This window comes from Rhizobium sp. Leaf341, assembly GCF_001424325.1.
GTDB lineage: Bacteria > Pseudomonadota > Alphaproteobacteria > Rhizobiales > Rhizobiaceae > Ferranicluibacter.
This window is the reverse complement of record NZ_LMPE01000005.1, coordinates 400447-424742: the sequence shown is the minus strand read 5'-3', so window position 1 is coordinate 424742 and position 24296 is coordinate 400447. Positions and strand designations below refer to the sequence as shown.

The following is a 24296-nucleotide window of genomic DNA, read 5'->3' as shown; positions in this document are numbered from 1 at the left end:
GGGACAATGACCAATATCACGGCAGACGGCGCAAAGCCGGCGCGATCCATTCGCAACATCGATCTCGGGGCTGTCGCGCCCTTCATCGCCCTGGCGCTTCTTCTGGTGCTCGGTGCCTTTGCGCATCCGAATTTCCTCAGTATCGACAACCTTACCAACGTGCTTGCGCGCAGCGCCTTCATCGCGGTCATCGCGGTCGGGGCGACGTTCGTCATTTCCTCGGGCGGGCTGGATCTGTCCGTCGGCGCCATGGTCGCCTTCGTTGCGAGCGTTATGATCCTGTTTCTCAACAGCGGCGCGGCAGGCGATCCGACGATGACCCTGCTTGCAGGCCTGGGGATCGCGGTGCTCGTGGGTGCGGCCTGCGGGCTTGCCAACGGACTGGTGACCACGGTCGGGCGCATCGAGCCCTTCATCGCAACGCTCGGAGCGATGGGCATCTATCGCGGGCTCACGACCTGGCTTTCCCAGGGGGGCGCCATCACGCTACGTGATCCCGCCGTACAGTCGCTCTATCGTCCGGCCTATTTCGGCACCATCCTCGGCGTGCCCGTTCCGATCGTCGTGATCTTCGTCACGGCGGCCATCGGCGCGTTCGTGCTTTATCGCACGCGCTACGGCCGGCACGTGGTGGCCGTCGGCTCCAACGAGGACGTCGCGCGCTATTCCGGCATTAAGGTCAACCGCGTCCGCACCATCGCCTACATCATTCAGGGCCTCTGCGTCGCGATCGCGGTTCTCATCTACGTGCCCCGGCTCGGCTCGACGTCGGCCACCACCGGCATTCTCTGGGAGCTGCAGGCAATCACGGCCGTGGTCGTCGGCGGCACGGCGTTGCGGGGCGGCGTCGGGCGGATCTGGGGAACGATCTGCGGCGCGTTCATCCTGGAGATCGTCGGCAACATCATGCTTCTGTCGAACGTCGTCAGCGAATACCTGCTGAGCGCGATCCAGGGCGCCATCATCATCATCGCCATGCTGGTCCAGAGGTTCCTGATCCGCCGGCCATAAAGATAAGGGTTCGCGGGCGCCCGGGCCAATGCCCAGAAGCCCGCATCATAGGGAGGAGAACACCATGAAGAAACGTATACTGGGACTGGCTTTCGTAATGGCGCTGGCAGGCACGGCCCTGTCCGGAGGAGCGTTCGCACAGGAAACGAAGACGATCGGCGTTTCGATTCCGGCCGCCGACCACGGCTGGACCTCCGGCGTGGTCTTCCATGCCGAGCGGGTCGCCAAGCTGCTGATGGCCGAGCATCCCGGCCTCAACGTCATCGTCAAGACCTCGCCGGACGCTGCCAACCAGGCCAACGCGGTGCAGGACCTGAACACGCAGGGGATCGACGCGCTCGTCATCCTGCCGTCCGATCCGGATCCGCTGGTCAACGCCATCAAGGAGGTCAAGGACAAGGGCAAGTTCGTCACCATCGTTGACCGCGCACCGAGCGTCAACGACGACACGATCCGTGATCTCTACGTGGCGGGCAACAACCCGGCTCTCGGCGAAGTCGCCGGCAAGTACATCGCGGGCAAGACGCCCGACGCCCAGGTCGTCGTTATCCGGGGTCTGCCCATCCCGATCGACCAGCAGCGCCAGGACGGCTTCGACAAGGGCATTGCCGGCTCCAACGTCAAGGTGCTCGACCGCCAGTTCGGCAACTGGAACCGCGACGATGCGTTCAAGGTCATGCAGGACTTCCTGACCAAGTACCAGAAGATCGACGTGGTCTGGTGCCAGGACGACGACATGGCTGTCGGCGTGCTGCAGGCTATCGAACAGTCCGGCCGCAAGGACATCCAGTATGTCGTCGCCGGTGCCGGCTCCAAGGACATGATCAAGAAGGTGATGGACGGCGACACGATGATCCCGGTCGACGTTCTCTACCCGCCGGCAATGGTCGGGACGGCCATGGAACTGACGGCGTCCGCGCTCTACGACCAGGTTCCGGTCAGCGGCACCTATACGCTGGATGCAACGCTCGTGACCAAGGAAAATGCCGAGAAGTTCTACTTCCCGGACTCCCCGTTCTGATCACCGACATCGAGCCGCCTGCGAGACCCGCAGGCGGCTTTTCTATGCGCGGACCGGACAGGTGCGAAGACCTGCCGCTGGCGGAACGGGTTGCGCCCTCATGTCAGGATGGTACCGTGGAGACGTGCTGCAACGTTACAGCGAAGCAAGGCGGCGCAGAGATATGGACGTGGTGGACCGGTCGGTCCGCTGAACATGATCGCCGCTCTGCGGCTGATCGCCACGATGGAGGAATTGCACAATGAAGACGATCAAGGGGCCGGGTCTGTTCCTGGCACAGTTTGCGGGCGACGAAGCTCCGTTCAATTCCTTCGATGCCATCACGAAATGGGCAGCCGACATCGGCTACAAGGGCGTGCAGGTGCCCACGTGGGACGCGCGCCTGTTCGACCTCAAGAAAGCAGCGGAATCCAAGGGCTATTGCGACGACCTGGCCGGACAGGCGCGCGACAACGGCGTCGTCATCACGGAGCTGTCGACGCACCTCCAGGGACAACTCGTGGCCGTACATCCGGCCTATGACGAAGGTTTCGACGGGTTTGCCGCACCGGAGGTGCGTGGCAACCCGAAGGCCCGGCAGGAATGGGCCGTCGATCAGGTGAAACTTGCGCTGACCGCGTCGAAGCATCTCGGCCTCAACGCCATGGCGAGCTTTTCCGGCGCGCTCGCCTGGCCCTATCTCTACCCGTGGCCGCAGCGCCCTGCAGGGCTGGTGGAGACCGCATTCGACGAACTGGCCAAGCGCTGGAAGCCGATCCTCGACCATGCCGAGGACTGCGGCGTCGACATTTGCTACGAGATCCATCCGGGCGAAGACCTGCATGACGGCATCACCTACGAGATGTTCCTGGAGCGTACCGGCAACCATGCGCGCGCCTGCATGCTCTACGATCCCTCGCACTACATCCTGCAGTGCCTCGACTACCTGGAGAACATCGACATCTACAAGGATCGGATCCGGATGTTCCACGTCAAGGATGCGGAGTTCAACCCGACCGGTCGCCAGGGTGTCTATGGCGGCTTCCAGAGCTGGGTGAACCGGGCCGGCCGCTTCCGCTCGCTTGGCGACGGGCAGGTGGATTTCGGCGCGGTGTTCTCCAAGATGACCGCGAACGACTTCGACGGTTGGGCCGTCGTCGAGTGGGAATGCGCCTTAAAGCATCCGGAGGACGGCGCCCGGGAAGGGGCCGATTTCGTCAAGCATCACATCATCCGCGTGACGGAAAAGGCGTTCGACGATTTTGCGACCGGCGGCACGGATGACGCCGCCAACCGGCGCATGCTCGGCATCTGAGACGACAGTGCGGTCACGCGACCGGAGCGCGACGACGCGAAGGAAAATGGAGAACGAACATGGCCATCGAAGGTAAGGCAGCGGAGGCGCGCCAGCCGCGCATCCGGCTCGGAATGGTGGGCGGGGGACAAGGCGCCTTTATCGGCGCGGTGCATCGCATGGGGGCGCGTCTCGACGATCAGTTCACGCTGGTCGCGGGCGCATTGTCCTCGACGCCGGAAAAGGCGCAGGCCTCGGGTGCGGAGCTTGGTCTCGACCCGGCCCGGACCTATGCCGACTACAGGCAGATGGCGATCCGCGAGGCCAAGCTGAAGGACGGCATCGAGGCCGTGGCGATCGTGACGCCGAACCATGTGCACTATGAAGCGGCGCGCGAATTCCTGAAGCGCGGCATCCACGTCATCTGCGACAAGCCGCTGACCTCGACGCTCGGCGACGCCCGCAAGCTGAAGGCGCTCGCCGACGAAAGCGAGGCGCTGTTCATCCTCACGCACAATTACACCGGCTATCCCATGGTGCGGCAGGCCCGCGCCATGGTCGCGCGCGGCGATATCGGCACCGTGCGGCTGGTGCAGGTGGAGTATCCACAGGACTGGCTGACGGATGCGGTGGAGAAATCTGGCTCCAAGCAGGCCGAATGGCGCACAGATCCGGCACGCTCCGGCGCCGGCGGCTCGACCGGCGATATCGGCACGCACGCGTACAATCTCGGCGCATTCGTCTCCGGGCTGGAACTGGACGAACTGGCCGCCGATCTCGACAGTTTCGTCGAGGGGCGCGCACTCGATGACAATGCGCATGTCATGCTGCGCTACAAGGAGAAGGACGGCGTGCGCGCCAAGGGCCTGCTCTGGTGCAGCCAGGTGGCGCCGGGCCATGAGAACGGGCTTCAGGTCCGCGTCTACGGCACGAAGGGCGGTCTTGAATGGACGCAGAAGGATCCGAACTATCTCTGGTACACGCCCTTCGGTCAGCCAAAGCAGCTTCTGACGCGCATGGGTGCGGGTGCGCTGGATGAGGCCAACCGCGTGTCGCGTATTCCCTCCGGTCACCCCGAGGGCTATCTCGAAGGTTTCGCGACGATCTATGCCGAGGCGGCGCGTGCCATCCAGGCCAAGCGCTCCGGCAGCACGGTCGATCCGGCGGTTACCTATCCCACGATCGACGACGGGATGAAGGGCATGCTGTTCGTGGATGCCTGCGTGCGCTCCTCCAAGCGGAACGGCGCCTGGGTCTCCGTCTGACCCTTTTGCGCGGCCGGGAACGATCGCCACCGGATGCTTGGCATCCGGTGGCTTTTTCGTGGTCCCGGTCGCATCGGTCATCCGGCGTTCATGTTCGCATGGATAGTCTCCCGCGCTTGCCAAGGTTCGGCTCTGGTTTCCCCGCGCGATGGCGTTATGGGCGTCGCCCGGACCGTACGGGACCATGATTGAAGAGGACACGAGTGATGACCGATCCGAAGACGCTTGCTGCGCGCTTTCCGGGCGATTTCCTGTTCGGGGTGGCCACGGCTGCCTTCCAGATCGAGGGGGCGTCGAAAGCGGACGGGCGCAAGCCGTCCATCTGGGACGCCTTCTCCAACATGCCGGGCCGCGTCTTTGGCCGGCATAATGGCGATATCGCCTGCGATCACTACAATCGGCTGGAGGAAGATCTCGACCTTATCGCAAACCTCGGCGTGCAGGCCTATCGCTTCTCCATCGCCTGGCCGCGCATCATTCCCGATGGCACGGGACCGGTAAACGAGGCAGGCCTCGATTTCTACGACCGGCTCGTGGATGGGTTGAAGGCGCGCAATATCAAGGCATTCGCGACGCTGTATCATTGGGACCTGCCCTTGACGCTCGCCGGCGACGGCGGCTGGACGGCGCGCTCGACGGCGTTTGCGTTCCAGCGCTACGCCCGCACCATCATCGCCCGTCTCGGTGACCGGCTGGATGCCGTCGCCACCTTCAATGAGCCGTGGTGCTCGGTCTGGCTCAGCCATCTCTATGGCATTCACGCGCCGGGCGAAAAGAACATGGAGGCGGCGCTGCATGCCATGCACGTGACCAACCTTGCCCACGGCCTTGGCGTTGCCGCCGTCCGGGAGGAGCGGGCAAACCTGCCGGTCGGCATCGTCATCAATCCCATGCATATCTATCCCGGCACCGAGAGCGAATCCGACAAGGCCGCCGCCGAGCGGGCGTTCGATTTTCACAACGGCGTCTTCTTTGGTCCGATCTTCAAGGGTGCCTATCCCGACAGCGTGCTTAAAGCCCTGGGGTCCCGCATGCCGGAGGTCGAGGCCGGCGACATGGCGGTCATCAGCCAGAAGCTCGACTGGTGGGGGGTGAACTACTATACGCCGATGCGTGTCAGCGACGATCCGACCGAGGGTGTCGCGTTTCCCGCAACCAAGCCGGCCCCCTTCGTCAACGAGGCAAAGACCGATATCGGTTGGGAGATCTTCCCGCAGGCGCTCGGCGACCTCATCCGGACCGTCAACGAGCGCTACGACCTGCCCGATTGCTACATCACCGAAAACGGCGCCTGCTACAACATGGGCATCGAGAACGGCGAAGTGAACGACCAGCCACGCCTTGACTATATCGCGGAGCATCTCGCTGTCACGGCCGACCTGATTTCCGAGGGCTATCCGATGAAGGGCTACTTCGCCTGGAGCCTCATGGACAATTTCGAGTGGGCGGAAGGTTACCGGATGCGGTTCGGCATCGTCCATGTCGATTACGAGACACAGGTTCGTACCATCAAGAAAAGCGGCCTCTGGTACAGGGATCTCGCGCAAGCGTTTCCGAAAGGCAACCATGCGGAGACCGTCTCGGACAAGGTTTCCTGACGTCCCGTCTCACACGGCCGTCTTACCCGGCCAACTTACTCTGCCAGCTTACGCGGCCAGGCGGCGATGAAGGATATTCACGCCGCCGACATCCGTTTCGAGCCTGTTCCAGCCCCGCCGCTCGTAGAACGGCGTGTTCTCGGGTGTGCAATAGAGATGGATTTCGGGCGCCAGCCCGGAAACCTTGTCCAGAGCTGTGTCGATCAGGCGTTCGCCGACACCCTGGCGGCGTGCGCCGTCCTCGACCCAGAGGGCTGCAAGCCAGGGCCGGTATTGCGGGCGTGCCGGCATGTCGTCCTCGATGACGGAGACGGTGCCGCAGAAAACATCGCCGCGATGGGCGATCAGGCCGATCGGTATGCCCGTCGAGCCGAGGTTTTCGTCGATCTTCCGTGCCAGTTGATCGCGCGTGATCAGCCCCTCGTCGCGCCACCAGGCGGTCCAGAGGCGGTCGGTCATGATCGCGCGGAAGTGCGGCACGTCCCGCAGGTCGGATATGATGATGTCGCCGGGCACCGGTTCAGCTTCCCAGATGCTTCGAGCCGCGCTTCTTTGCAAGCTCGATCTGCCGCTGCCGCTGCCGGTAGCGTTCGCGATCCTCGTCCGTCCGCGTGTCGTGGCAATGGACGCAGGCGACGCCTTCCTCATGCACGGGTGACGCGCGCTCTTCCAGCGTCAGAGGCTGGCGGCAGGCATGGCACAGCGTGTGCTCGCCTTCGCCCAGTCCGTGCGTGACAGACACCCGATCGTCAAACACGAAGCAGGCGCCTTCCCACAGGCTGTCCTGCGGCGGCGTTTCCTCCAGATACTTCAGAATGCCGCCCTTGAGGTGGTAGACGTCATCGAATCCCTGGCTTTTCATGAAGGCCGTCGCCTTCTCACAGCGGATGCCGCCGGTGCAATACATCGCGATCTTGGGTTTGTTGTGGAGGCCGGTGTGGTTCTTCACCCAGTCCGGAAACTCCCGGAAGGTCTTGGTCTGCGGATCGAGCGCGCCACGGAAGGTGCCGATCGCCGTTTCATAATCGTTGCGCGTGTCGATCACCAGCGTGTCCGGATCCGAGATCAGCGCATTCCAGTCCTTCGGTTCCACATAGGTGCCGACGATCGTCAGGGGGTCGATGTCCTCGACGCCCATGGTGACGATCTCCTTCTTGATCCGCACTTTCATGCGGAGGAAGGGCATGGCCGCGGCCCGGCTTTCCTTGTGTTCCAGGTCCCGGAATTCCGGCTGGCCGCGCAGAAAGGCGAGGACGGCTGCGATGCCGGCATCCGTGCCGGCGATCGTCCCGTTGATGCCCTCCTGCGCGAGGAGAAGCGTACCTTTCACGCCGTGCTCGTCGCAGACCGTCTGCACCGGGTCGCGCAGGTCCGCGAACCGGTGCAGCCGGGCGAAATGATAGAGGGCCGCGACCAGAAACGAGCCTTGGGCTTCCGGGGGCAGTGTCGTTGCGCTGTTCGTCATGGGCGGTGAAATACCGCGTTCGGCGTGCGCGCGCAATCACCGGGCCGAATCCAGACGGACGTCAACCCTGCTCGGATGGACGAAAGGCGCGCAGGCGGTGACCGTCCGGATCAGTGGCCGTAAACGTGTAGCCGAAATCCGCCTCGACCGGCGCCTGGAGGATGGGCAAGCCCTGCGCCTTCCATCTTTCATGGCAAGCATCCACGGCCTCGCAGCTCTCCAGGACGAAGCAGAGTTCGGCACTTCCGGCGGGTACATGCACGGGCGGCTCGATGGTGTGTTTCGACCAGAGACCGAGCATGGTCGCGGGATCCATGCGGAAGAGCGCGAAGGTTTCCTGCGCTTCCAGAGGGGCCGTGCCGAGCAGGGTTTCGTAGAAGATGGCGCTTGTCAGCGGTTTATCGACGGCAAGAAGAATGTAGGTCGGTTGCATGGAGGTCTCCTGAGCGCCAGCCTGTCTGGCCATCAGGGTCTAGGACGGACCCCTGTCAGTTTCCGTCAGCATGGCACTTCCGGCGCGGCGTCTATGGTAAGATAGACATCACAGGTCATGCACGATGCCGTTTTCACGGCGCCATTCCGCCAGGAGCACCTCGTTGCGGCGCGGATATAGCTCCTGCGTCGTGGTCACCGTCATCATGCGGTCGATGCGAAAGTGCCGGAACCCTTGCCGCAGTTCACACCAGGCGACGAGAATGCGCAGGCCTTCGAAATAGCCAAGCGCCACCGGCCAGATACGACGTGTCGTCTCCTGCGCCCGCTCGTCGCGATAAGCGATGTCGAGCTTGATGCCGGCCTTGATGGCGTCGCGAAGTGCGCCGAGATCCCTGTCGGGCTCCTGGCCACGGCGGGTGTTCGGGACAAGAAGAGCGGATGTTTCGAGATCTCGCCGAAGGTCGTCCGGGAGAACCGCAGCGATCTTTGCGAGAGCATGGGCTGCGGATTGCCTGAGACGTTCGTCGGTGTTGGCGCGAACCCAGCGCGCGCCCAGCACCAGTGCCTCGATCTCCTCGCTCGACAGCATGATCGGCGGCAGGAGGAAACCCGGATGGAGAACATAGCCAAGACCCGGTTCGCCGGTGATGTGGGCGCCTTGGGCCTGCAGCGTCGCGATATCGCGGTAGAGCGTACGCAGGCTCACGCCGGTGGCCTCCGCCAGGGCGGCGCCACTGACCGGCCGGCGATGCGTGCGCAGGGTCTGCAGGAGATCGAGAAGACGGGCGGAACGGGACATTCCGAAGCAATAGCGGCCAGACGCGAGCATCTCAACTGCGCGCAGCCGGGACAGGACTGTCTCCGCTCTTAGGTGATCGTGCTTCAGGCGGCCGCGAGCCAGAGGATCGCGATGCGTTCTGCTTCCTTGCCGGCCACATCACCGAAAAGGGTATCGGCCTCGACGAGCGCGTGCCGTTCCTCGGCGCGCAGTTCCAGGCCGATCGCGTGGCGCAAGATGGCGATGTCCTGAGGCGGCAGCAGCTCGGGCTCGCGGGCGAGCGTGTCGGCGAGGACGGCGAGATCGTGAATGAAGCCCAGCCGGTCGATCAGCGCCTTGACGTTTCGCTCGCGCGCCAGGATCACGCCGGGCCATGCCGCCTGCAGCAGAAGATGGTAGAAGCGATAGTCCTGCGTCCGCTTGCGCAGCGTGTGGAAGTGATCGGGCGTGGGATGCTCGTGGCTGGACGCCAAGGCGATCTGGGCCCGCTCGACCGCCTTCCGCCAGGACGCTGCCAGCATGTAGGCCGTCGGACGCACGCCATTGGGAAAGGCGCGTTTTTCCGCTGCGAGCTTGGCATCGCGCAGGTCGGCGATCATGGCGTCGATGGTTTCGTCGAGATCGTTTTCCGCCGTCACCACCCAGCCCTTGCGGACACGCAATGCTTCGACCGCGCGCTCGGCCGCGGCCCGCTCCTCGCCCGACAGGCGCTCCGTCAGGGCCGTTGCGGTGTCGATCAGCGCCGTCGCATCGCGCAGGTCGGCCACGCTGCGCGCGGTAGACCGCAAACGTGCATTTTCGCGCTTGTAGAACTTGCCGGCTTCCGGGGCGGCGAGCCGGTAGAGCGCACGTGTCCGTTTCAGGCAACGGCGCGCGACATGGATCGCTTTGGAGGTACCGTCGGGCCGCAGTTCAAGGGCGGCAATCGCCTTGCCGAGCTCTCGGCCTGCAATGCGCTGGAACTCATCGGTGAAGCGTCTTGCCGGCTTCAGTCTGTAGGCCATGGTCGTTCCTATGTGATTTTCTGGGCACTCGAACCCGCAGGCGGCGCAAGGGTAAGATCGGGACGTAGCTTGTCGCGCTGCGTTGCCAGAGCAAAATTGGAGTATCGCCGGTCATCCGTCACCTCCTCGCCAATCCAGTCGGGCATGGCAAGGGAGTCGGTTTCCGTTTGCATTTCGACCTCGGCAACGATCAGTCCGGCATAGGGTTCCTCGAAAACATCGACCTCCCAGACATGTGTTCCGCCTTGCACCCGGTACCGCGTCTTGGCGATCACGGTGCCGATGGCGGATGCGATCAGCTCCTCGCCGTCGGCGAGTGGCACCTCGTACTCGAATTCGTCGCGGGTCAGCATGCCGGTGCCGATCTTGATGGTCAGACGTGCACTTTCACCATTGATCAGGCGGATGCGAATGGTGCGGTCGTCCATGGCGGCCAGATACCCCTGCCGCATGGTTGCGCCCGGCCCTGCGGCCGTCTGCCAGCCCGCATGCTTCACGAGGAACTTCCGCTCGATTTCCTTGGCCATCCTGCTCCCGCCCAGTCGCTCAGCGTGGTCGTGTCTCTCAGCGTCGTCGTTGTCGGGCACAACGTAAATCAGAAACCGCGAAAGTCCACCACGCCTCGGCCTTGCCCCCACTCGGGTATACCAGGCGATGGGACAGGAGGGATCTCGACATTGGCGGATGTGGACGGTATTGCGAAGAAAGATTCAATCGTTTGAGGAGTGAAGCCGCATGATCGAGAAAACCGAACGCCTTCTGTCCGTCCTCAAGTTGCAGCCGGTCGTGCCGGTTCTCATCATCGACGATCTGGCGACGGCCGTACCGCTGGCTCGTGCCCTGGTGGCAGGCGGCTTGAAGGCGATCGAGATCACGCTGCGCACGCCGGCGGCGCTCGGCGCGATCGAGGCCGTTGCAAAGGAGGTCGAGGGCGCCGTGACGGGGGCGGGAACCATCCTCAATCCCGAACACTATGCCGCTGCGGTCAAGGCCGGCGCCCAGTTCATCGTCAGCCCCGGCACGACACCCGATCTGCTGGATGCCGCCGACGATCACGAGGCATCCTTCCTGCCGGGTGCGTCCACCGCCAGCGAGGCGATGATCCTGCGCGCCGAAGGCTACGACGTCATGAAGTTCTTCCCTGCCGAACAGGCCGGCGGAGCGGCATTTCTCAAATCGCTGTCCTCACCGCTCGCGGGGACGCTGTTTTGTCCGACGGGCGGCATTTCGCTCAAAAACGCGATGGATTACCTGTCCTTACCGAACGTCATCTGTGTCGGTGGTTCCTGGGTCGCGCCGAAGGAGCTGGTCGCTGCCGGCGATTGGGCAGGGATCACAAAGCTGGCATCGGAAGCCTGTGCGTTGACCGCCTAAGCGGTTTTCGTCGGGCCGATCTCCAGAAAAGTCTATCCTTCTCAATGGGTTGTCACGGGATTGCCATCCCGGGATCCTGTGTGCCTCATCGCGTTCCGTCTGAGGCCGCATTTGTCTTCCGAGTGCGGCTTCCTATCTCTCCTGCGACAGTGAAACACTCAGGAGGTTGACGACAGGATGTTCGACGCAAAAAAGCTGCTGGATCAGTTTCTCGGGGCTCAGGGGCTTGGCGGCCAACGGCCGCAAGGCACGCAGGATCGCTCCGGCCCACAGTCGGGGTCGCAGGGCGGCTTCCTCGGCAATGCGGGCGGAAACTCCGTCGGCGGCGCGATCGGCGGTCTGCTGGGCGGCGGGTCGATGAAGGACAAGGCCGAGCAGATCGTTCAGATGGCCCGCAACAATCCGCTGAAGACGGGTGGCCTCGCTGCCGTTCTTCTGGGAACCGGTGCCGGCCGCGATATTGCGGGCACCGCGTTGAAGCTTGGGGGTCTCGCCGCCATCGCCGGCCTTGGCTATACGGCCTACAAGAATTATCAGGCCGGGCAGGCGCCACAGCCGGTCAATCCGCAGACCGCGCCGGAGATTCTTCCGCCGCCTGACAATTCCGGCTTTTCTGTTTCGCCCGCCGCCGTCCGGAACGATTTCGTGCTCGTGCTCGTGCGGGCCATGATCGCGGCGGCGCGTGCCGACGGCCATATCGATGACAGCGAACGTGCCCGCATCATGGAACGCGTCGGCGCAAGCGGGCTCGACAGCGAGGCCGAGGCTTTCCTGCGCGACGAACTCGCGAGCCCCGTGGACATCGACGGCCTGGTGGCGGCCGCCCGCACGGAAGAGGAGAAGGTCGAACTCTACACGGCCTCGCGGCTGACGATCGAACCCGACAGCCGCACCGAACGCGGCTATCTCGACATGCTGGCCGGACGGCTGGGCCTGCCGGACGCGCTGATCGATCATATCGAGGCAACGGTTGCCTCCGCCAAAATTCCCGCTGGCAGCAGCCCGACGGTGGTCGATCCCTCGATCATCTAAGGATTGTATCCTCTCCATGCGCGGCGGTGATGCGTCAATCACCCGATTGCATTTGCACCGCCGCGCACCTTCGCCTATGCCGGACGGCAAGGCCGGCTCGTCGATATCGGGCAAGGCCATGTCTCGATGTGGCGAGGACGACATGACGAACCGCGATCTTTCCAGCTGGGCAGGCTGCCCGGCGCCCAAACCTGTCACGCTCGAGGGCGCGTACGTCGTGCTCGAACCCTATGACCGGACATGGCATCTCCAGGCGCTTTGGGACGGATTTGGTGGTCTCGCGATCAATGAGCGCCTGCGCTATTTCCCGCAAGCCGCCTTTGTCGACGCCGATGCTTTCGGAACGTGGCTCGACCTGGCCCAGGCCAATTGGGTAACGTTGGTGTTCCGCGACAAGGCAAGCCACGCGGTCGTGGGCATGGCAAGCTACATGCGGCCCGATCCGGCAAACGGCGTCGTAGAGGTCGGGTCCGTCGCGCATGGGGACGCGATGGCGCGGTCGCCGCTCGCCACCGAGGCACATTATCTCATGGCCCGCCATGTCTTCGAGGATCTCGGATATCGGCGCTATGAATGGAAATGCCACAACGACAACACACCGAGCAAGGTCGCCGCGGTTCGGCTGGGCTTTTCCTACGAAGGCATCTTCCGCCAGCACATGGTGGCCAAGGGCGCCAACCGGGATACGGCGTGGTTCTCGATGATCGATGGGGAATGGCCGGTCATCAATGCCGCGTTCAAGGCATGGCTGGCACCGGAGAATTTCGATACCGACGGTCGCCAGCGCCGGCGCCTCGAAGACCTCAGGGCGGAAATCGCCGCCGTCATGGGTGACGCGTGAAGCCGCTCGATCCGCGGGACCGATCGGCCGCCATCGCTGCGGCGATCTTCCTCATGGTCTTCGGCGCCGGTTTCCTGTTGCTGCCGAAGGTCATGCTCTATCTCGGCACAATTTCCCCGTATCTCGCGGCGGCCGTCGGCACCGTGTTCGTGCTGGCCTTCTTCTTCGTCTTCTGGCTCCGCGCCCGCTATCAGCGACGTCGCTGACGGCGGTCAGCCCTGCAGCGAGGCGCCAAGCAAGGCAAGGCCGAGGCCGAGCACCAGGACGGCACCGAAAATCTCGATGCCGTTCGTCAGCCGCATGGCCGTGCCGGCGCTCGACGCATAGCGGACGGCCAGATCCTTGGCGGTGACGGCAAGGGTCGCGAGCACGGAGACCGTGATCGCCGTGCCCATCGACATCGCGAGGACGGAGAGAACGCCGCCGAGGTAGAGCCCGTTCAAGAGCGCGAAGGACAGCACGATCAGTGCGCCCGAGCAGGGCCGCAGGCCGACGGCCAGCACGGCCGACCACGCCTCGCGAAGCTGGAAGCGATCGCCTTGAAGCATGGACGGGTCCGGCGCGTGGGCGTGACCGCAGCTCGAGCAAACCTCGTCCGGGCCATGGGCATGGCCCCCCAGCGCGTGGCCATGGGCCGACCCGGCGTTATGCGCGCGGGCCTCTGCGCCATGCGCTAGCGTACCGTGCGCCACCCTGCCGTGGTCGTGGTGAGCGTGCGCATGTGCGTGACGGTCGTGGGCATGCTGATGGTCGTGCGCATGGACGGGCGCGAAATCCGGCGCACCGGCGAGCGCCAGTCCGGCTGCGGAAGACGGCGTCGAGCGCGCGAGCGCGCGCATCTTGCGGAAGAGGAGCCAGGCGCCGAACGCTGCCACGAGGGCGTAGCTGACACGCTCGAGGAACGTCGTCGCCTGCGTCATCGAGATCGAGCTGCCGCGCAGCACGAGATAGGCCGCGCCGACGAGCAGGATCGCCACGCCGCCCTGCAGGAAGGACGACATGAACGACAGGGTGACGCCGCGCTTCAGTTCGGTTTCATTGGCGATCATGTAGGAGGAGATGACCGCCTTGCCATGGCCCGGGCCGGCGGCATGAAAGACACCATAGGCAAACGACAGGCCGACGAGCGACCAGAGATGCCACGGATTGTCGCGCATCCCTTTCAGGGCGTCGGTCAGGGTTCGGTAGAACCCCTGCTGCTCCATGTTCACCCAGGAGAGAAAGCCGCCAAGAAAACCGGATGTGTTGAACGCCGGCTCGGCGGTTCCGATGCCGAGCGGCGATTGCGCCTGTGCCGCGACCGTTGCGAGGATGAGGAATGTGCCGACGATGAGCGGCAGGCGAAGCGTGCGGATCAGCATGTGAATTCAATCCTCGTCGCAAAGAGCTTCGACATGTCGGTGCCGGTCGGATCCGTGAAGAAGGCATCCGTCAGCGTCGACTGGTTCTGGGAGATCACCTCGTCCGGATCCGGTCGCACGACCTTGTGCTGGCAGGCGGAAAGCTTGTCGCCGACGACGGCGAGGTCTCCATCGCTGGGGAAGTCGATGGCGGTGTAAAGGGTCGGGTCATAGATGCCGAAGGACAGCGTGCCCTTCAGTGCGATCGTTTCGGCCGGCTTGACGGCGAAGATCAGCAGAAGCTGATTGTCCTTGAAGTCGGCATGGATCGCATCCGGCTTGGAGACCTTCACCAGTTTCCCGTTGTTGTAGATCGTCGTGTAGTAATTGTACTCGCTCAGCGAATCCAGGACGGTCTGGCCGACCTCCGCCAATTCGTCCGGATCCAGCGTCGCATTGGAGTTCTTGTCGAAATCGAGGAGAACGCTGGCCGAGAAGAGCTCGTCGAAGCGCCAGACGTTCCGCAGTTCGGCGATATGGCCTGTGTTGTCCGAGACGACTTCGAGGCGGGCCTCCGCGAAGATGTGCGGATGGGCAAGGGCCTGCGCCGGGAGCACGGCGGCTGCGGCAAACCCAGCAAGCAGGCCTTTCGACAATCGGTGACGTGTCATCAAAAAGGATCCTTGCCTTCTGGCCATGCGGCGCAACGGTCTCGCGTCCGGCGCAGACGCGGACAAGTGGTGGCTTGTCATCCAGCCGAAAGTAGACGGAATTGGGACAGGGCGCTCCGCGTCTTTCCTGTGTCCCTCATATATCCGCTCTCTTGCGAAACCAGGTGTGCAGGAAGTCGACGAGGGTGCGGACCTTCGTCGGCAGATAGCGCCGGTGCGGATAGATCGCGTAGATGCCGCGATCATGCGGCAGGAACTCGTCGAGTACGGCCACAAGGCTGCCGTTCTCCAGCTTCTGCCGGGCAATGAAGTCCGGTACGCCGGCGACTCCAAGGCCGGACTCGGCGGCGCGAAGACTGGCCAGCGGGCTGTTGACCTCCATCGGCCCGCTGACCGGAACCGAAAAATTCGTGCCGTCGCGGTCCACAAACCGCCAATTGCTGTAGGAACGACCGTTCGTGTCGATCACGCACGGCCTGTGGGCGAGATCCGAGGGGTGCGTGATGGCCCCGTGCTTTTCGAGAAAGGCGGGCGATGCGCACATCTTGATGTGAAAATCGTCCAGCTTGCGGGCGATCAGCGTGGAGTCCTCGAGCCGGGTGATGCGGATGGCGACGTCGAAGCCTTCCTCCACCAGATCGACAAAGCGATCGTCCGAGACGATTTCCAGGGAAAGCTCGGGATGCGCGAGGCCGAAGTCGATGAGCGACTGGCCAATATCGGCATCGATGAAGGTTCGCGGCGCAGAAATGCGCAGGCGTCCCTTGAGGTCGCTGTTCCCCGCGCGCACGAGATCGGCCAGATTGTCGATCTCCTTCAGGATCTCGGCCGCGGTCCGATAGTAGATGTGGCCGGCTTCCGTCAGCGAGAATTGCCGGGTCGTGCGGTTGAGAAGGAGGGCGCCAAGTTCGTCTTCCAGCTCGCGCACATATTTCGAGAGCAACGCCTTGGAGCGTCCGACGCGGCGGCCGGCCGCCGAAAAACCCTCGGCATCGACGACGTCGATGAAGGCGCGAATGCGGGTCAATGTGTCCATTTCGGCTCCCATGCGCGGCTCCTCTCTGGAGCTTCAAGCGTCTGGGCCGGAGCGGTCTCCGGGAACCATTGTCGCGCGCCGCCATTCAAAACATAGGGTTGGCAAGGTCTGCAACCCTCTTGATGCGCCCGCGCCTGCTGGAGGTCTGCTCGTGCCTCGCCGCAAGCTGGTGCGAGGCTTGCGGCACGGGTCGAAAAAAACCGGCGCAGCTCAAAAAACACTTGATTACGACAGGGATATTTCTTATCTCCGCTCTGCCCAAAGTCGCACGTGCCTGTGGGTGTCCGCCGATCCCTCGTTTGGTGAGGAAATCGGTAAGGTACCTGGATCTAACCGCTCCAGTCGTTTTTCCGGCCAACCGGAATTGCGAGGACATCTTGAAGCAACGACGGTGCGGGCCTTTTTGTTCTCTGCCGGCTTTCCATCAGCCGGGGTTACTGAAGAGGCACACCTTCATTGCCAGACGTGCGGTAGGTTCCAACCTCCAATCCATGGCAGACAAAGCCGGATGAACGCCTCGGCGGGCTTCATCCACAATTCGCGCTGTACGAGCGCATGTGAGGATTCCGGGGTCTCCACCGGCTGGTATCCGAACGCGCACCCGTACGCCCTTTGTCCTTCATCGCTCGGCGAGGTTTCCTCGCGGATCGGGAAGCCTAACGTATTGGGATTGAAACCATGACGACAGCTCGCATCATCGACTTCCTGAACACCCGTCGCCCGGAAGGCCCGTGCCTTGTCGTGGATCTCGATGTCGTGCGGGACAATTTCAAGGCTTTCCGTCACGCGATGCCGGACAGCTCGATCTACTATGCGGTCAAGGCAAACCCGTCGCCGGAAATCCTGCGCCTTCTCGCCGGTCTCGGCTCCAACTTCGACTGCGCCGGTGTGGCGGAAATCGAGATGGCGCTGGAAGCCGGTGCGACCCCTTCGCGTATCTCCTACGGCAACACGATCAAGAAGGAACGCGACGTCGCCCGCGCGCATGCGCTCGGCGTCTCCCTCTTCGCCGTCGACAGCCACGAGGAAGTCGAGAAGGTCTCGCGCGCTGCTCCGGGCGCCCGCGTGTTCTGCCGCGTCCTGACGGATGGCGAAGGCGCCGAATGGCCGTTGTCGCGCAAGTTCGGCTGCGTGCCGCAGATGGCCGTCGACGTTCTCGTCTACGCGCACCAGCTTGGTCTCGTTTCCCACGGCGTCTCGTTCCATGTCGGTTCGCAGATGACGAAGGTCGATGCCTGGGACGTGGCTCTTGCCGATGCCAAGCGCGTGTTCGTGCAGCTGGCCAAGCAGGGCATCGAACTGAAGATGGTCAACATGGGCGGCGGTTTCCCGACCAAGTACCTGCGCGACGTGCCCTCGGCCGAAGCCTACGGCAAGGCCATCTACGGTGCGCTGCGCAAGCACTTCGGCAACCAGCTGCCGGAGACGATCATCGAGCCGGGGCGCGGCATGGTGGGCAATGCGGGTGTGATCAAGGCGGAAGTCATCCTGATTTCGAAGAAGTCGGACAATGACAATCACCGCTGGGTCTTCCTCGACATCGGCAAGTTCGGCGGTCTCGCCGAGACGATGGACGAGGCGATCCGCTATCCGATCCGCACGGCGCATGATGCGGACGAGATGGAGCCCTGCGTGCTCGCCGGCCCGACCTGCGATTCGGCCGACGTGCTCTATGAAAAGAACATGTACCCGCTGCCCGTGTCCCTCACGATCGGCGATGAAGTTCTGATCGAAGGCACCGGTGCCTATACGACGACCTATTCGGCCGTCGCCTTCAACGGTTTCGATCCGCTGAAGTCCTACGTCATCTGACGTTCCGGCTCCCGCACAGGGAGCCTGCGGTTCCCGGCGACGGGCACCGCACCTTCACAATGATCCTTCGATACCGTTTGAAACGGTTTTGAGTACGGGAGGCCTTGTCATGGCCGCTGTTCTTGATTCTGTCCGCGCCTTCTTTGCGCAGAATACCTTCATCATCGACGCCGAAAATCCCGGCGACGTCGTTGCGCGCGAGCGGCTGCTCGACCGCGCCATGGGCCCGAACCGCCGGCGCAAGTCGTCGGAGAAGCTGCGCCGCGGCCGTGTGCCGGCAGATGGCCTGGCGCTCGTCGCCCGTGATGGCGACGGCCACGTCATCGGTACGGTGCGCCTCTGGAACGTTGACGCCGGCGTCGACCCTGCCGGTCGTGCCATCCCGGCGCTTCTCCTCGGTCCGCTTGCCGTCGACTCCGCACAGGAAGGCAAGGGGGTCGGCGCTGCCCTGATGCGCGCGGCGATCGGCGAGGCCACGCTGCGGGGTCATGGTGCGATCCTGCTTGTCGGCGATGCGCCCTATTACGAACGCTTCGGCTTTGAAGCGCAGCACGCCCAGCATCTCGTGATGCCGGGGCCGTTCGAGCGGCATCGGTTTCTGGGTCTCGAGCTTCGCGAGGGCTGGCTGAAGGGCGCCGCGGGCATGCTGACCGCCAGCGGCCGTAAACTCTCTCAGGCCATGCCGATGCGCAGGGTTGCCTGAACACGTCTTTCGGCGATCGACCTTTGCGGGTCGGTCGCCGGATCGAACCGGCATTTGACACGATAGTTGGGCTGGCTTACTCTGCGCCTCACGGGTGAGAGCCCCGGCCGTTCGCAAGCCTTCGGGCTCTGGTGAAGTCTCTTTTCAACACGTTCGGTCATCCCTCCCGGCATGTTCCCGATGGCAATGCGAACCCCACGGATATCACGGCATGCCCCTGCTGGAGAGATCCCGATGAGTCCATCACCACCATCATCCCCGTTGCCCTGTCTCGATGCGCTCAAGGCACAGGCGAAGCGGCTGCGGTCGTCGCTTGCCGATCGCGGCACGGAGATGTCCCATTCCCATGCTCTGGAAGCGGTTGCCGCGCAATACGGCTTCCGGGACTGGAATACGCTTCATGCCGCCGTCGGTAACCGGCCGCCGCTCGACCCCTATCAGTTGGGCTCGCGCGTTCGCGGATACTATCTTGGCCAACCATTCGAGGCGAAGGTGCTCGGCGTGCAGGCACTGACGGCGCGGGAAGGCCAGTTTCGTCTGACGCTCGATCTCGACGAGCCCGTCGATGTCGTCACCTTCGAGAGCTTTTCCGCCTTTCGCAAGCGCGTCCACTGCACGATCGAAGGATCCGGGCGAACGACCGCGAAGACGTCGGATGGACGACCGCATGTCGAACTGCTCTGGTAAAGCGTCACGTTGACGTGAAGACGGCACGCGCGGCGTGCCGCTCCCTTGCGAGCCCGGCGCGAATGCCTACCTCGGCTCGATGACACTGTTATCCCGCCGATCCGTCTCCGCCCTCGCACTCATCGCCGGCACTTTCCTCGCCGGGTCTCCGCTTGCTGCAGAGATCCGGCGCTCGACCGGTGCCGACGATCCGGCTGCGTCTCCGGCGCCCGCACACGCACCGGTCCTCGACGTCACGCGGCTGTCGAACGTCCTGAACGATGCAGCGCGATTGCCGCCATTGGAGACGGTTGTCGTGGCGCAGAACGGCCGGACCGTTGCCGAGCGCGGCTACCGGTCCAACACGACCACTGGGAGCACCAACATCAAGTCGGCCTCCAAGACGATCGTCTCCGCACTGGTCGGGATCGCGATCGAGAAGGGCCTCTTAACCGGCGTCGACCAGCCGATCGCGCCGATCCTCGCCCGCGATCTGCCGGCCAACCCCGACCCGCGTCTGGCGAAGATTACCATCGGCAACCTTCTTTCCATGCAGGCTGGGCTGGACCGGATGTCCGGGCCGAATTACGGACGATGGGTCTCCAGCGGCAACTGGGTCCGGTTTGCGCTGGCCGCAGATTTTGTGGACGAACCCGGCGGGCAGATGCTCTATTCCACGGGATCGACGCATCTTCTGTCCGCCATCCTGACGAAGGTCGGGGGAAAATCGACCCTGGCACTGGCACGCGACTGGTTGGGACCAGTCGAGGGCTTCCGCATCGCGGCTTGGGAGCGCGATCCGCAAGGCATCTATCTCGGTGGCAACCAGATGGCGATGAGTGCCCGCTCTCTGCTGGCGTTCGGCGAACTCTACCGGAATGGCGGACGGACCCCCGCCGGGCGGCAGGTGGTGCCGGAGGATTGGGTTTCCCAGTCGTGGGCCGCGCGCACGCAATCCCGTTTCTCCGGCGACGATTATGGGTATGGCTGGTTCACCCGGGAGATCGGCGGGCATCAGGTTCATTTCGCCTGGGGCTTTGGCGGGCAGATGCTCTACATCGTGCCCGAACTGAGCTTGACCGTTGTCATGACCTCCGCCGAAGGCGCTCCGTCCGCCCGCACCGGCTATCGGGACGACCTGCATGACCTTCTCGCGAGGGTCATTTCGACGGTCGGCGCCTGACGGGGTTCGTGCAAGAACCACCGCGACACCGGTGCTTCTCAGGACGTCAGGTCGATGACGCCGGCTTCTCCCGCTTCGCTGCCAAATGCCAATTGTTGGCCGGATCGCGACCAGGCGAAGGCCGTGATGGCGCCTTTGCCGGGGCGGCGAAGCAGGACTTCCTTGCTGTCGGCAAAGCGAACGGCGAGAACCATTCCGTCGGAGTAGCCAATGGCTGCGACCTCTTCGGCCGGATGGCAGGCAACCTGGGAAACCATGACATCGGCACGCGTGCCGAGTTCAAGCGGCGCCTTGCCCATGGGGCCGTCCTTCGCCTGGAAAGGCCAGACGATGGCCGCCGGCGCACCCGACGAGGCAAGCCACTTTCCGCGCGCCGACCACGACCAGGATTTTACCTTAGCCGGATAACCACTCATGCGCATATGGCGTGTTTCCGCGCCGGGCTTCGTGTCGAGCTTCCACCCATGCAGGGCATTTTCCTGCATCATGGTCACGACGAAGCGGCCGTCTGGACTGAAGGTCACCCCGGTATGGGCGCCTTTCCAGTCGAGATCGATAGCCGGGCTCGATGTTGCGGCCCAGTGAAGGGAGACGCCGTTGTACCGCGCGAGCGCGATGCGCAGCCCCTTTGGCGCAAAGGCGATGCCTTCCACGGTCCGCTCTTCCGTAAAGTCCCGCGTCGTGCCGTCGGCGAGCCGGACGGTGGCGGTCTTGCCGGTGGCAAAGGCGACAGCGCTTTGCGGGCCGGCCGCGATCTGGGAGATCCACTTGCGCGGCTGGCGGGCAAGTTCGCTGACGCTGCCATCGCGCGTGATGCGCAGGACCCGTCCGTCCTCGCCCCCGGTCAGCAATGTGTCGGTCGCGTCGTCGCGGAGGGCAACAAGCAGCCCCTCATGCGCCGGCGTCACGGCGTGGCCGCCATCCAGGCGATGCACGAGACCGGCGGCATCGGCAAAGACAGGGACGTCGCCGAGATAGGCGACGCCGACGACATGGGCATCAAGATCAAGCGGAGCGACGGTGGGCATCAGTTGGGCTTTGCCGCGCAGGCCTGGAAGGTCCGTTCGAGCTTTTCGCGATCGAGATCGCGGCCGATGAAGACGAGACGGCTTTCGCGCGCTTCGCCTTCCTTCCACGGGCGCTGGTGATCGCCTTCAATGATCATGTGCACGCCCTGTACCACGTAACGATCGGCATCTCCTGCAAACGCGATGATGCCCTTCAGGCGCAGAATGTTTGGTCCGTCGGTCTGGGTGATCTTCTGGATCCAGGGGAAGAACCTGTCGGGATTCATCTCGCCACCGCGCAGCGAAACCGACTGAACCGTCACGTCGTGAATGTCGGACGGTGCGTGTGCATGGTCATGCCCATGATCATGTGCGTGATCGTGGTGATGGTCGTGGCCATGATGATGATGGTCGTGGCCGCAGTCGGGTCCACAGGCATGATCATGGTCGTGATGATGATCGTCCGCCTTCAGAAAGTCGGGTTCGTTTTCCAGCGCCCGTTCCAGGTTGAACGCGCCCTGGTCGAGAACCTTGGCGAGGTCGATTTCGGAGCGCTGGGTGCGATGGATCCGGGCCGAGGGATTGATGACGCGGATCGTCGCCTCGACCTTGGCCAACTCTTCCGGCGTCACGAGGTCGGTCTTGTTCAGCAGCACGACGTCCGCGAAAGCGATCTGGTCTTCAGCTTCGCGGCTGTCCTTCAGGCGCAACGGAAGATGCTTGGCGTCGACAAGCGCGATGACGGCATCTAGCTCCGTCTTGGCGCGAACGTCATCGTCCATGAAAAAGGTCTGCGCCACGGGAACGGGATCGGCAAGACCCGTGGTCTCCACGATGATCGCATCGAAGCGACCCGGACGCTTCATCAGGCCCTCGACGACGCGGATAAGGTCGCCGCGCACCGTGCAGCAGACGCAGCCATTGTTCATCTCGTAGATTTCTTCGTCGGATTCGACGATCAGGTCGTTGTCGATCCCGATCTCGCCGAATTCATTGACGATGACGGCATATCTGCGACCATGATTTTCCGAGAGAATACGGTTCAGCAGTGTCGTCTTGCCGGCGCCGAGATAGCCGGTGAGGACGGTCACGGGAATGGGCTTCTGGACAGGCGTTTCGGAAGCGGGGACTTCGGACATGGAAACCTCGAGAGCGCAGGAGGGGTGCCCACCGACCTGCCGTAAGGCGGCCGATGCGCGGGATCGTCGGGGTGATATAGGAGATGGCACACGGCAGTGCAAATGCTCCGACGGAATATCCATTCTTTATAACATTACAGCGCGGGATTTCCGGTATCCGCGTCAAACTGCGCGAGGTCGAAAGCCGCGACGTCCGAGAAGAGGGCAAGCAGCCCGGAAACGGCATGGTCCAGCAGTTGCTCGCCGCGCTCTGCGGTCGCGGCCGCCGCGTCGCCGGCTGCGCCTTTCGGGTTGAGGTCCCGCATGCGCCACCCGAAGGCATGAGGGCCGTAAGCGCGCAGATGTGTAAAGCGCGCCTGCCACTCGCTCTGTCGCGACGAGAATGTCTCGGCCCTGCTGCGATCGACCTTGTCCGGATGGAGGGCGAGCATGACCGAGGTTTCGATGTCGCCGGCATGAATGTCGACGGATTTGGCCACCGGAGCGATCCAGCCGTCGGGTTGCCCGAAACGGGTCCAGCTGGTGGCCACCGCCAGCATGTCGTAGCGCACCCGCGCTTCGGTGGCGACAATGGTCATGAGGGGAGAATTGCCGCCATGGGCATTGAGCATCACGAACCTGCGGATGCCGTCCGCGTGAAGACGGGCGGCGATGCCGAGCCAGCGTTCGACCGCCTCGTCATAGCGAAGCGTCCGCGTTCCCGCGACGTCCATGTGCTCGATCGAATATCCCACGGCTTCGGTCGGAAGGAAGGTCACAGGCAGGTCGCCGCGTGCCGCGATCAAGCGGTCCACCAAGCCGTCCGCGATCAGCGTATCGGTTTCGAACGGCAGGTGGGGACCATGCTGCTCATGCGCGCCGAGCGGCAGCACGGCGATCCAGTCGGCCCGTTCGGATGCAGCAAGGGCGGGATTGTTATCCGCATACCGGGCAGCGGGTCTCGTCATGGCGTGTCTTCCTGGTCTGCATCCCGACATCAAGCCTTGCGCAGGCTCTTGCGGCCCTATTGTCATATGAGTCATACAAGCTCGACAGGGCGGTGCAAGCCTTCGCCAGGCAGGGGAGCGAGCATGGGCAAGAAAGACAAATCCGAGAAGAAAGCCAAGCAGAAAAAGATCAAGATCGACAAGATCCTCGATCATGCCGCGGTCGACGGAGAGGGGCAGCCGGAGGCGGCGACAGCGCCGGTTCTGGCGCCCTTGCTGGCACAGGCGGCCCGTTCCATGCGGACCGTGCTGTCGCGCAACCTTCTGGAAAGCGGGCTGTATGCCGGGCAGGACGGCGTGATGCTCGCGCTGGCCGAAACCGACGGCCTGACGGCCGGCGCGCTGGCAGGCCATCTCGGCGTCAAGGCTCCGACGATGACGCGCACCATCGGCCGCATGGAGGCACAGGGTTTTCTTAAGCGTAAGCCAGATGCAACGGATGCCCGGCTGACCAAGGTCTACCTGACTGAGAACGGGCGCGAGCGACTGCAGGCGATCGAAGCGGCCGCCGACCTGTCGGAGACGACGGCTCTCAAGGGCATGACGGACAAGCAGATCCGAACATTGGCCAAGCTTTTGAAGCTGGTCGATGCCAATCTGCAGGGCAGCGAGTAGGCATTTTCTGCCGCCTCGCGCAGGGATTGCAGTCTCCTTTT

26 protein-coding genes are annotated in these 24296 nt (G+C 63.7%); 14 read left to right on the top strand and 12 right to left on the bottom strand.

Annotation, left to right across the window (positions count from 1 at the left end):
- Positions 1 to 6 precede the first annotated feature (6 nt).
- From ASG03_RS09150 to ASG03_RS09130, 5 genes are all read left to right on the top strand, one after another.
- Positions 7 to 1011, top strand: coding sequence for an ABC transporter permease (locus ASG03_RS09150; RefSeq protein ID WP_062693339.1), 1005 nt, complete (start codon positions 7 to 9; stop codon positions 1009 to 1011).
- 64 nt (positions 1012 to 1075) lie between these two features.
- The gene (locus ASG03_RS09145) at positions 1076 to 2032 is read left to right on the top strand and encodes a substrate-binding domain-containing protein (RefSeq protein WP_062475394.1); all 957 of its coding nucleotides are present in this window, start codon (positions 1076 to 1078) and stop codon (positions 2030 to 2032) included.
- A 241-nt stretch (positions 2033 to 2273) separates the two neighbouring features.
- Positions 2274 to 3326 (top strand): sugar phosphate isomerase/epimerase family protein, encoded by a 1053-nt coding sequence (locus ASG03_RS09140; RefSeq protein WP_062693338.1) that lies wholly within the window; start codon positions 2274 to 2276, stop codon positions 3324 to 3326.
- A gap of 59 nt (positions 3327 to 3385) precedes the next feature.
- Positions 3386 to 4570, top strand: a complete 1185-nt coding sequence (locus ASG03_RS09135) for a Gfo/Idh/MocA family protein (protein WP_062693337.1) — start codon at positions 3386 to 3388, stop codon at positions 4568 to 4570.
- A gap of 206 nt (positions 4571 to 4776) precedes the next feature.
- Positions 4777 to 6168, top strand: coding sequence for a GH1 family beta-glucosidase (locus tag ASG03_RS09130; protein ID WP_062693336.1), 1392 nt, complete (start codon positions 4777 to 4779; stop codon positions 6166 to 6168).
- Positions 6169 to 6216: 48 nt separating this feature from the next.
- Here the strand turns inward: ASG03_RS09130 and ASG03_RS09125 are convergent, their stop codons facing one another.
- The 6 genes from ASG03_RS09125 to ASG03_RS09100 form a co-directional block, all read right to left on the bottom strand.
- Positions 6217 to 6684, bottom strand: coding sequence for a GNAT family N-acetyltransferase (locus ASG03_RS09125; protein WP_062693335.1), 468 nt, complete (start codon positions 6682 to 6684; stop codon positions 6217 to 6219).
- A 4-nt stretch (positions 6685 to 6688) separates the two neighbouring features.
- Positions 6689 to 7633 (bottom strand): oxygen-dependent tRNA uridine(34) hydroxylase TrhO, encoded by a 945-nt coding sequence (trhO, locus tag ASG03_RS09120; protein ID WP_062693334.1) that lies wholly within the window; start codon positions 7631 to 7633, stop codon positions 6689 to 6691.
- Between the two features lie 61 nt (positions 7634 to 7694).
- Positions 7695 to 8066 carry a VOC family protein gene (locus tag ASG03_RS09115; RefSeq protein ID WP_062693333.1) on the bottom strand — a complete coding sequence of 124 codons (372 nt, stop codon included), beginning with the start codon at positions 8064 to 8066 and terminating at the stop codon, positions 7695 to 7697.
- A gap of 108 nt (positions 8067 to 8174) precedes the next feature.
- A complete protein-coding gene (locus tag ASG03_RS09110) occupies positions 8175 to 8867 on the bottom strand; it encodes a helix-turn-helix transcriptional regulator (protein ID WP_062693439.1) in 693 nt (230 codons plus the stop codon).
- 83 nt (positions 8868 to 8950) lie between these two features.
- Positions 8951 to 9850, bottom strand: a complete 900-nt coding sequence (locus tag ASG03_RS09105; RefSeq protein WP_062693332.1) for a CHAD domain-containing protein — start codon at positions 9848 to 9850, stop codon at positions 8951 to 8953.
- An 8-nt stretch (positions 9851 to 9858) separates the two neighbouring features.
- A complete protein-coding gene (locus ASG03_RS09100) occupies positions 9859 to 10377 on the bottom strand; it encodes a CYTH domain-containing protein (RefSeq protein WP_062693331.1) in 519 nt (172 codons plus the stop codon).
- A gap of 208 nt (positions 10378 to 10585) precedes the next feature.
- Here ASG03_RS09100 and ASG03_RS09095 point away from each other — a divergent pair, with 208 nt between their 5' ends.
- The 4 genes from ASG03_RS09095 (at position 10586) to ASG03_RS09080 (ending at position 13303) form a co-directional block, all read left to right on the top strand.
- Positions 10586 to 11224: a 2-dehydro-3-deoxy-phosphogluconate aldolase gene (locus ASG03_RS09095; protein ID WP_062475374.1), complete on the top strand. Its 639-nt coding sequence runs from the start codon at positions 10586 to 10588 to the stop codon at positions 11222 to 11224.
- 177 nt (positions 11225 to 11401) lie between these two features.
- Entirely contained in the window at positions 11402 to 12256 is an 855-nt protein-coding gene (locus tag ASG03_RS09090) for a tellurite resistance TerB family protein (RefSeq protein WP_082475633.1), read from the top strand.
- A 142-nt stretch (positions 12257 to 12398) separates the two neighbouring features.
- Positions 12399 to 13097 carry a GNAT family N-acetyltransferase gene (locus ASG03_RS09085; protein WP_062693437.1) on the top strand — a complete coding sequence of 233 codons (699 nt, stop codon included), beginning with the start codon at positions 12399 to 12401 and terminating at the stop codon, positions 13095 to 13097.
- Positions 13094 to 13303, top strand: a complete 210-nt coding sequence (locus ASG03_RS09080; protein ID WP_062693330.1) for a hypothetical protein — start codon at positions 13094 to 13096, stop codon at positions 13301 to 13303. Before ASG03_RS09085 ends, ASG03_RS09080 begins: the two co-directional genes overlap by 4 nt.
- A 6-nt stretch (positions 13304 to 13309) precedes the next feature.
- Here ASG03_RS09080 and ASG03_RS09075 read toward each other — a convergent pair whose 3' ends face one another.
- The 3 genes from ASG03_RS09075 to ASG03_RS09065 all read right to left on the bottom strand — a co-directional run bounded on the left by ASG03_RS09075 (position 13310) and on the right by ASG03_RS09065 (position 16144).
- Positions 13310 to 14458, bottom strand: coding sequence for a nickel/cobalt transporter (locus ASG03_RS09075; RefSeq protein ID WP_062693329.1), 1149 nt, complete (start codon positions 14456 to 14458; stop codon positions 13310 to 13312).
- Positions 14452 to 15108: a DUF1007 family protein gene (locus tag ASG03_RS09070; RefSeq protein WP_062475365.1), complete on the bottom strand. Its 657-nt coding sequence runs from the start codon at positions 15106 to 15108 to the stop codon at positions 14452 to 14454. Before ASG03_RS09070 ends, ASG03_RS09075 begins: the two co-directional genes overlap by 7 nt.
- A gap of 136 nt (positions 15109 to 15244) precedes the next feature.
- Positions 15245 to 16144, bottom strand: coding sequence for a LysR family transcriptional regulator (locus tag ASG03_RS09065; RefSeq protein WP_062475830.1), 900 nt, complete (start codon positions 16142 to 16144; stop codon positions 15245 to 15247).
- A gap of 678 nt (positions 16145 to 16822) precedes the next feature.
- Between ASG03_RS09065 and odc2 the strand changes: the two genes are divergently transcribed.
- The 4 genes from odc2 (at position 16823) to ASG03_RS09045 (ending at position 20508) form a co-directional block, all read left to right on the top strand.
- The gene (gene odc2, locus ASG03_RS09060; protein ID WP_062475362.1) at positions 16823 to 17956 is read left to right on the top strand and encodes an ornithine/lysine decarboxylase; all 1134 of its coding nucleotides are present in this window, start codon (positions 16823 to 16825) and stop codon (positions 17954 to 17956) included.
- A gap of 109 nt (positions 17957 to 18065) precedes the next feature.
- On the top strand, positions 18066 to 18659 hold the full coding sequence (locus tag ASG03_RS09055) for a GNAT family N-acetyltransferase (protein ID WP_062693328.1): 594 nt from the start codon (positions 18066 to 18068) through the stop codon (positions 18657 to 18659).
- A gap of 234 nt (positions 18660 to 18893) precedes the next feature.
- Positions 18894 to 19346, top strand: coding sequence for a glyoxalase superfamily protein (locus tag ASG03_RS09050; protein WP_062693327.1), 453 nt, complete (start codon positions 18894 to 18896; stop codon positions 19344 to 19346).
- A gap of 79 nt (positions 19347 to 19425) precedes the next feature.
- Entirely contained in the window at positions 19426 to 20508 is a 1083-nt protein-coding gene (locus ASG03_RS09045; RefSeq protein WP_062693436.1) for a serine hydrolase domain-containing protein, read from the top strand.
- Positions 20509 to 20546: 38 nt separating this feature from the next.
- Here the strand turns inward: ASG03_RS09045 and ASG03_RS09040 are convergent, their stop codons facing one another.
- From ASG03_RS09040 to ASG03_RS09030, 3 genes are all read right to left on the bottom strand, one after another.
- A complete protein-coding gene (locus ASG03_RS09040; protein ID WP_062475349.1) occupies positions 20547 to 21536 on the bottom strand; it encodes a WD40 repeat domain-containing protein in 990 nt (329 codons plus the stop codon).
- Positions 21536 to 22654, bottom strand: coding sequence for a CobW family GTP-binding protein (locus ASG03_RS09035; RefSeq protein WP_062693326.1), 1119 nt, complete (start codon positions 22652 to 22654; stop codon positions 21536 to 21538). The genes ASG03_RS09040 and ASG03_RS09035 overlap by 1 nt, the downstream gene beginning before the upstream one ends.
- A 134-nt stretch (positions 22655 to 22788) precedes the next feature.
- A complete protein-coding gene (locus ASG03_RS09030; RefSeq protein ID WP_062693325.1) occupies positions 22789 to 23601 on the bottom strand; it encodes a creatininase family protein in 813 nt (270 codons plus the stop codon).
- Positions 23602 to 23724: 123 nt separating this feature from the next.
- On the opposite strand from ASG03_RS09030, the gene ASG03_RS09025 reads away from it, so the two are divergent.
- Positions 23725 to 24255 (top strand): MarR family winged helix-turn-helix transcriptional regulator, encoded by a 531-nt coding sequence (locus ASG03_RS09025; protein ID WP_062693324.1) that lies wholly within the window; start codon positions 23725 to 23727, stop codon positions 24253 to 24255.
- The last annotated feature ends 41 nt before the right edge of the window (positions 24256 to 24296 follow it).

Bases quoted from the DNA above. Each gene is read 5' to 3' on its own strand.
- ASG03_RS09135 (WP_062693337.1), top strand. From the start codon at position 3,386: ATGGCCATCGAAGGTAAGGCAGCGGAGGCGCGCCAGCCGCGCATCCGG.
- ASG03_RS09150 (WP_062693339.1), top strand. From the start codon at position 7: ATGACCAATATCACGGCAGACGGCGCAAAGCCGGCGCGATCCATTCGC.
- ASG03_RS09140 (WP_062693338.1), top strand. From the start codon at position 2,274: ATGAAGACGATCAAGGGGCCGGGTCTGTTCCTGGCACAGTTTGCGGGC.
- ASG03_RS09035 (WP_062693326.1), bottom strand. From the start codon at position 22,654: ATGTCCGAAGTCCCCGCTTCCGAAACGCCTGTCCAGAAGCCCATTCCC.
- ASG03_RS09110 (WP_062693439.1), bottom strand. From the start codon at position 8,867: ATGTCCCGTTCCGCCCGTCTTCTCGATCTCCTGCAGACCCTGCGCACG.
- ASG03_RS09025 (WP_062693324.1), top strand. From the start codon at position 23,725: ATGGGCAAGAAAGACAAATCCGAGAAGAAAGCCAAGCAGAAAAAGATC.
- ASG03_RS09070 (WP_062475365.1), bottom strand. From the start codon at position 15,108: ATGACACGTCACCGATTGTCGAAAGGCCTGCTTGCTGGGTTTGCCGCA.
- ASG03_RS09040 (WP_062475349.1), bottom strand. From the start codon at position 21,536: ATGCCCACCGTCGCTCCGCTTGATCTTGATGCCCATGTCGTCGGCGTC.
- ASG03_RS09045 (WP_062693436.1), top strand. From the start codon at position 19,426: ATGACACTGTTATCCCGCCGATCCGTCTCCGCCCTCGCACTCATCGCC.
- ASG03_RS09090 (WP_082475633.1), top strand. From the start codon at position 11,402: ATGTTCGACGCAAAAAAGCTGCTGGATCAGTTTCTCGGGGCTCAGGGG.
- ASG03_RS09100 (WP_062693331.1), bottom strand. From the start codon at position 10,377: ATGGCCAAGGAAATCGAGCGGAAGTTCCTCGTGAAGCATGCGGGCTGG.
- ASG03_RS09050 (WP_062693327.1), top strand. From the start codon at position 18,894: ATGAGTCCATCACCACCATCATCCCCGTTGCCCTGTCTCGATGCGCTC.
- ASG03_RS09085 (WP_062693437.1), top strand. From the start codon at position 12,399: ATGACGAACCGCGATCTTTCCAGCTGGGCAGGCTGCCCGGCGCCCAAA.
- ASG03_RS09130 (WP_062693336.1), top strand. From the start codon at position 4,777: ATGACCGATCCGAAGACGCTTGCTGCGCGCTTTCCGGGCGATTTCCTG.
- ASG03_RS09055 (WP_062693328.1), top strand. From the start codon at position 18,066: ATGGCCGCTGTTCTTGATTCTGTCCGCGCCTTCTTTGCGCAGAATACC.
- ASG03_RS09145 (WP_062475394.1), top strand. From the start codon at position 1,076: ATGAAGAAACGTATACTGGGACTGGCTTTCGTAATGGCGCTGGCAGGC.
- trhO (WP_062693334.1), bottom strand. From the start codon at position 7,633: ATGACGAACAGCGCAACGACACTGCCCCCGGAAGCCCAAGGCTCGTTT.
- ASG03_RS09030 (WP_062693325.1), bottom strand. From the start codon at position 23,601: ATGACGAGACCCGCTGCCCGGTATGCGGATAACAATCCCGCCCTTGCT.
- odc2 (WP_062475362.1), top strand. From the start codon at position 16,823: ATGACGACAGCTCGCATCATCGACTTCCTGAACACCCGTCGCCCGGAA.
- ASG03_RS09105 (WP_062693332.1), bottom strand. From the start codon at position 9,850: ATGGCCTACAGACTGAAGCCGGCAAGACGCTTCACCGATGAGTTCCAG.
- ASG03_RS09095 (WP_062475374.1), top strand. From the start codon at position 10,586: ATGATCGAGAAAACCGAACGCCTTCTGTCCGTCCTCAAGTTGCAGCCG.
- ASG03_RS09065 (WP_062475830.1), bottom strand. From the start codon at position 16,144: ATGGACACATTGACCCGCATTCGCGCCTTCATCGACGTCGTCGATGCC.
- ASG03_RS09075 (WP_062693329.1), bottom strand. From the start codon at position 14,458: ATGCTGATCCGCACGCTTCGCCTGCCGCTCATCGTCGGCACATTCCTC.
- ASG03_RS09115 (WP_062693333.1), bottom strand. From the start codon at position 8,066: ATGCAACCGACCTACATTCTTCTTGCCGTCGATAAACCGCTGACAAGC.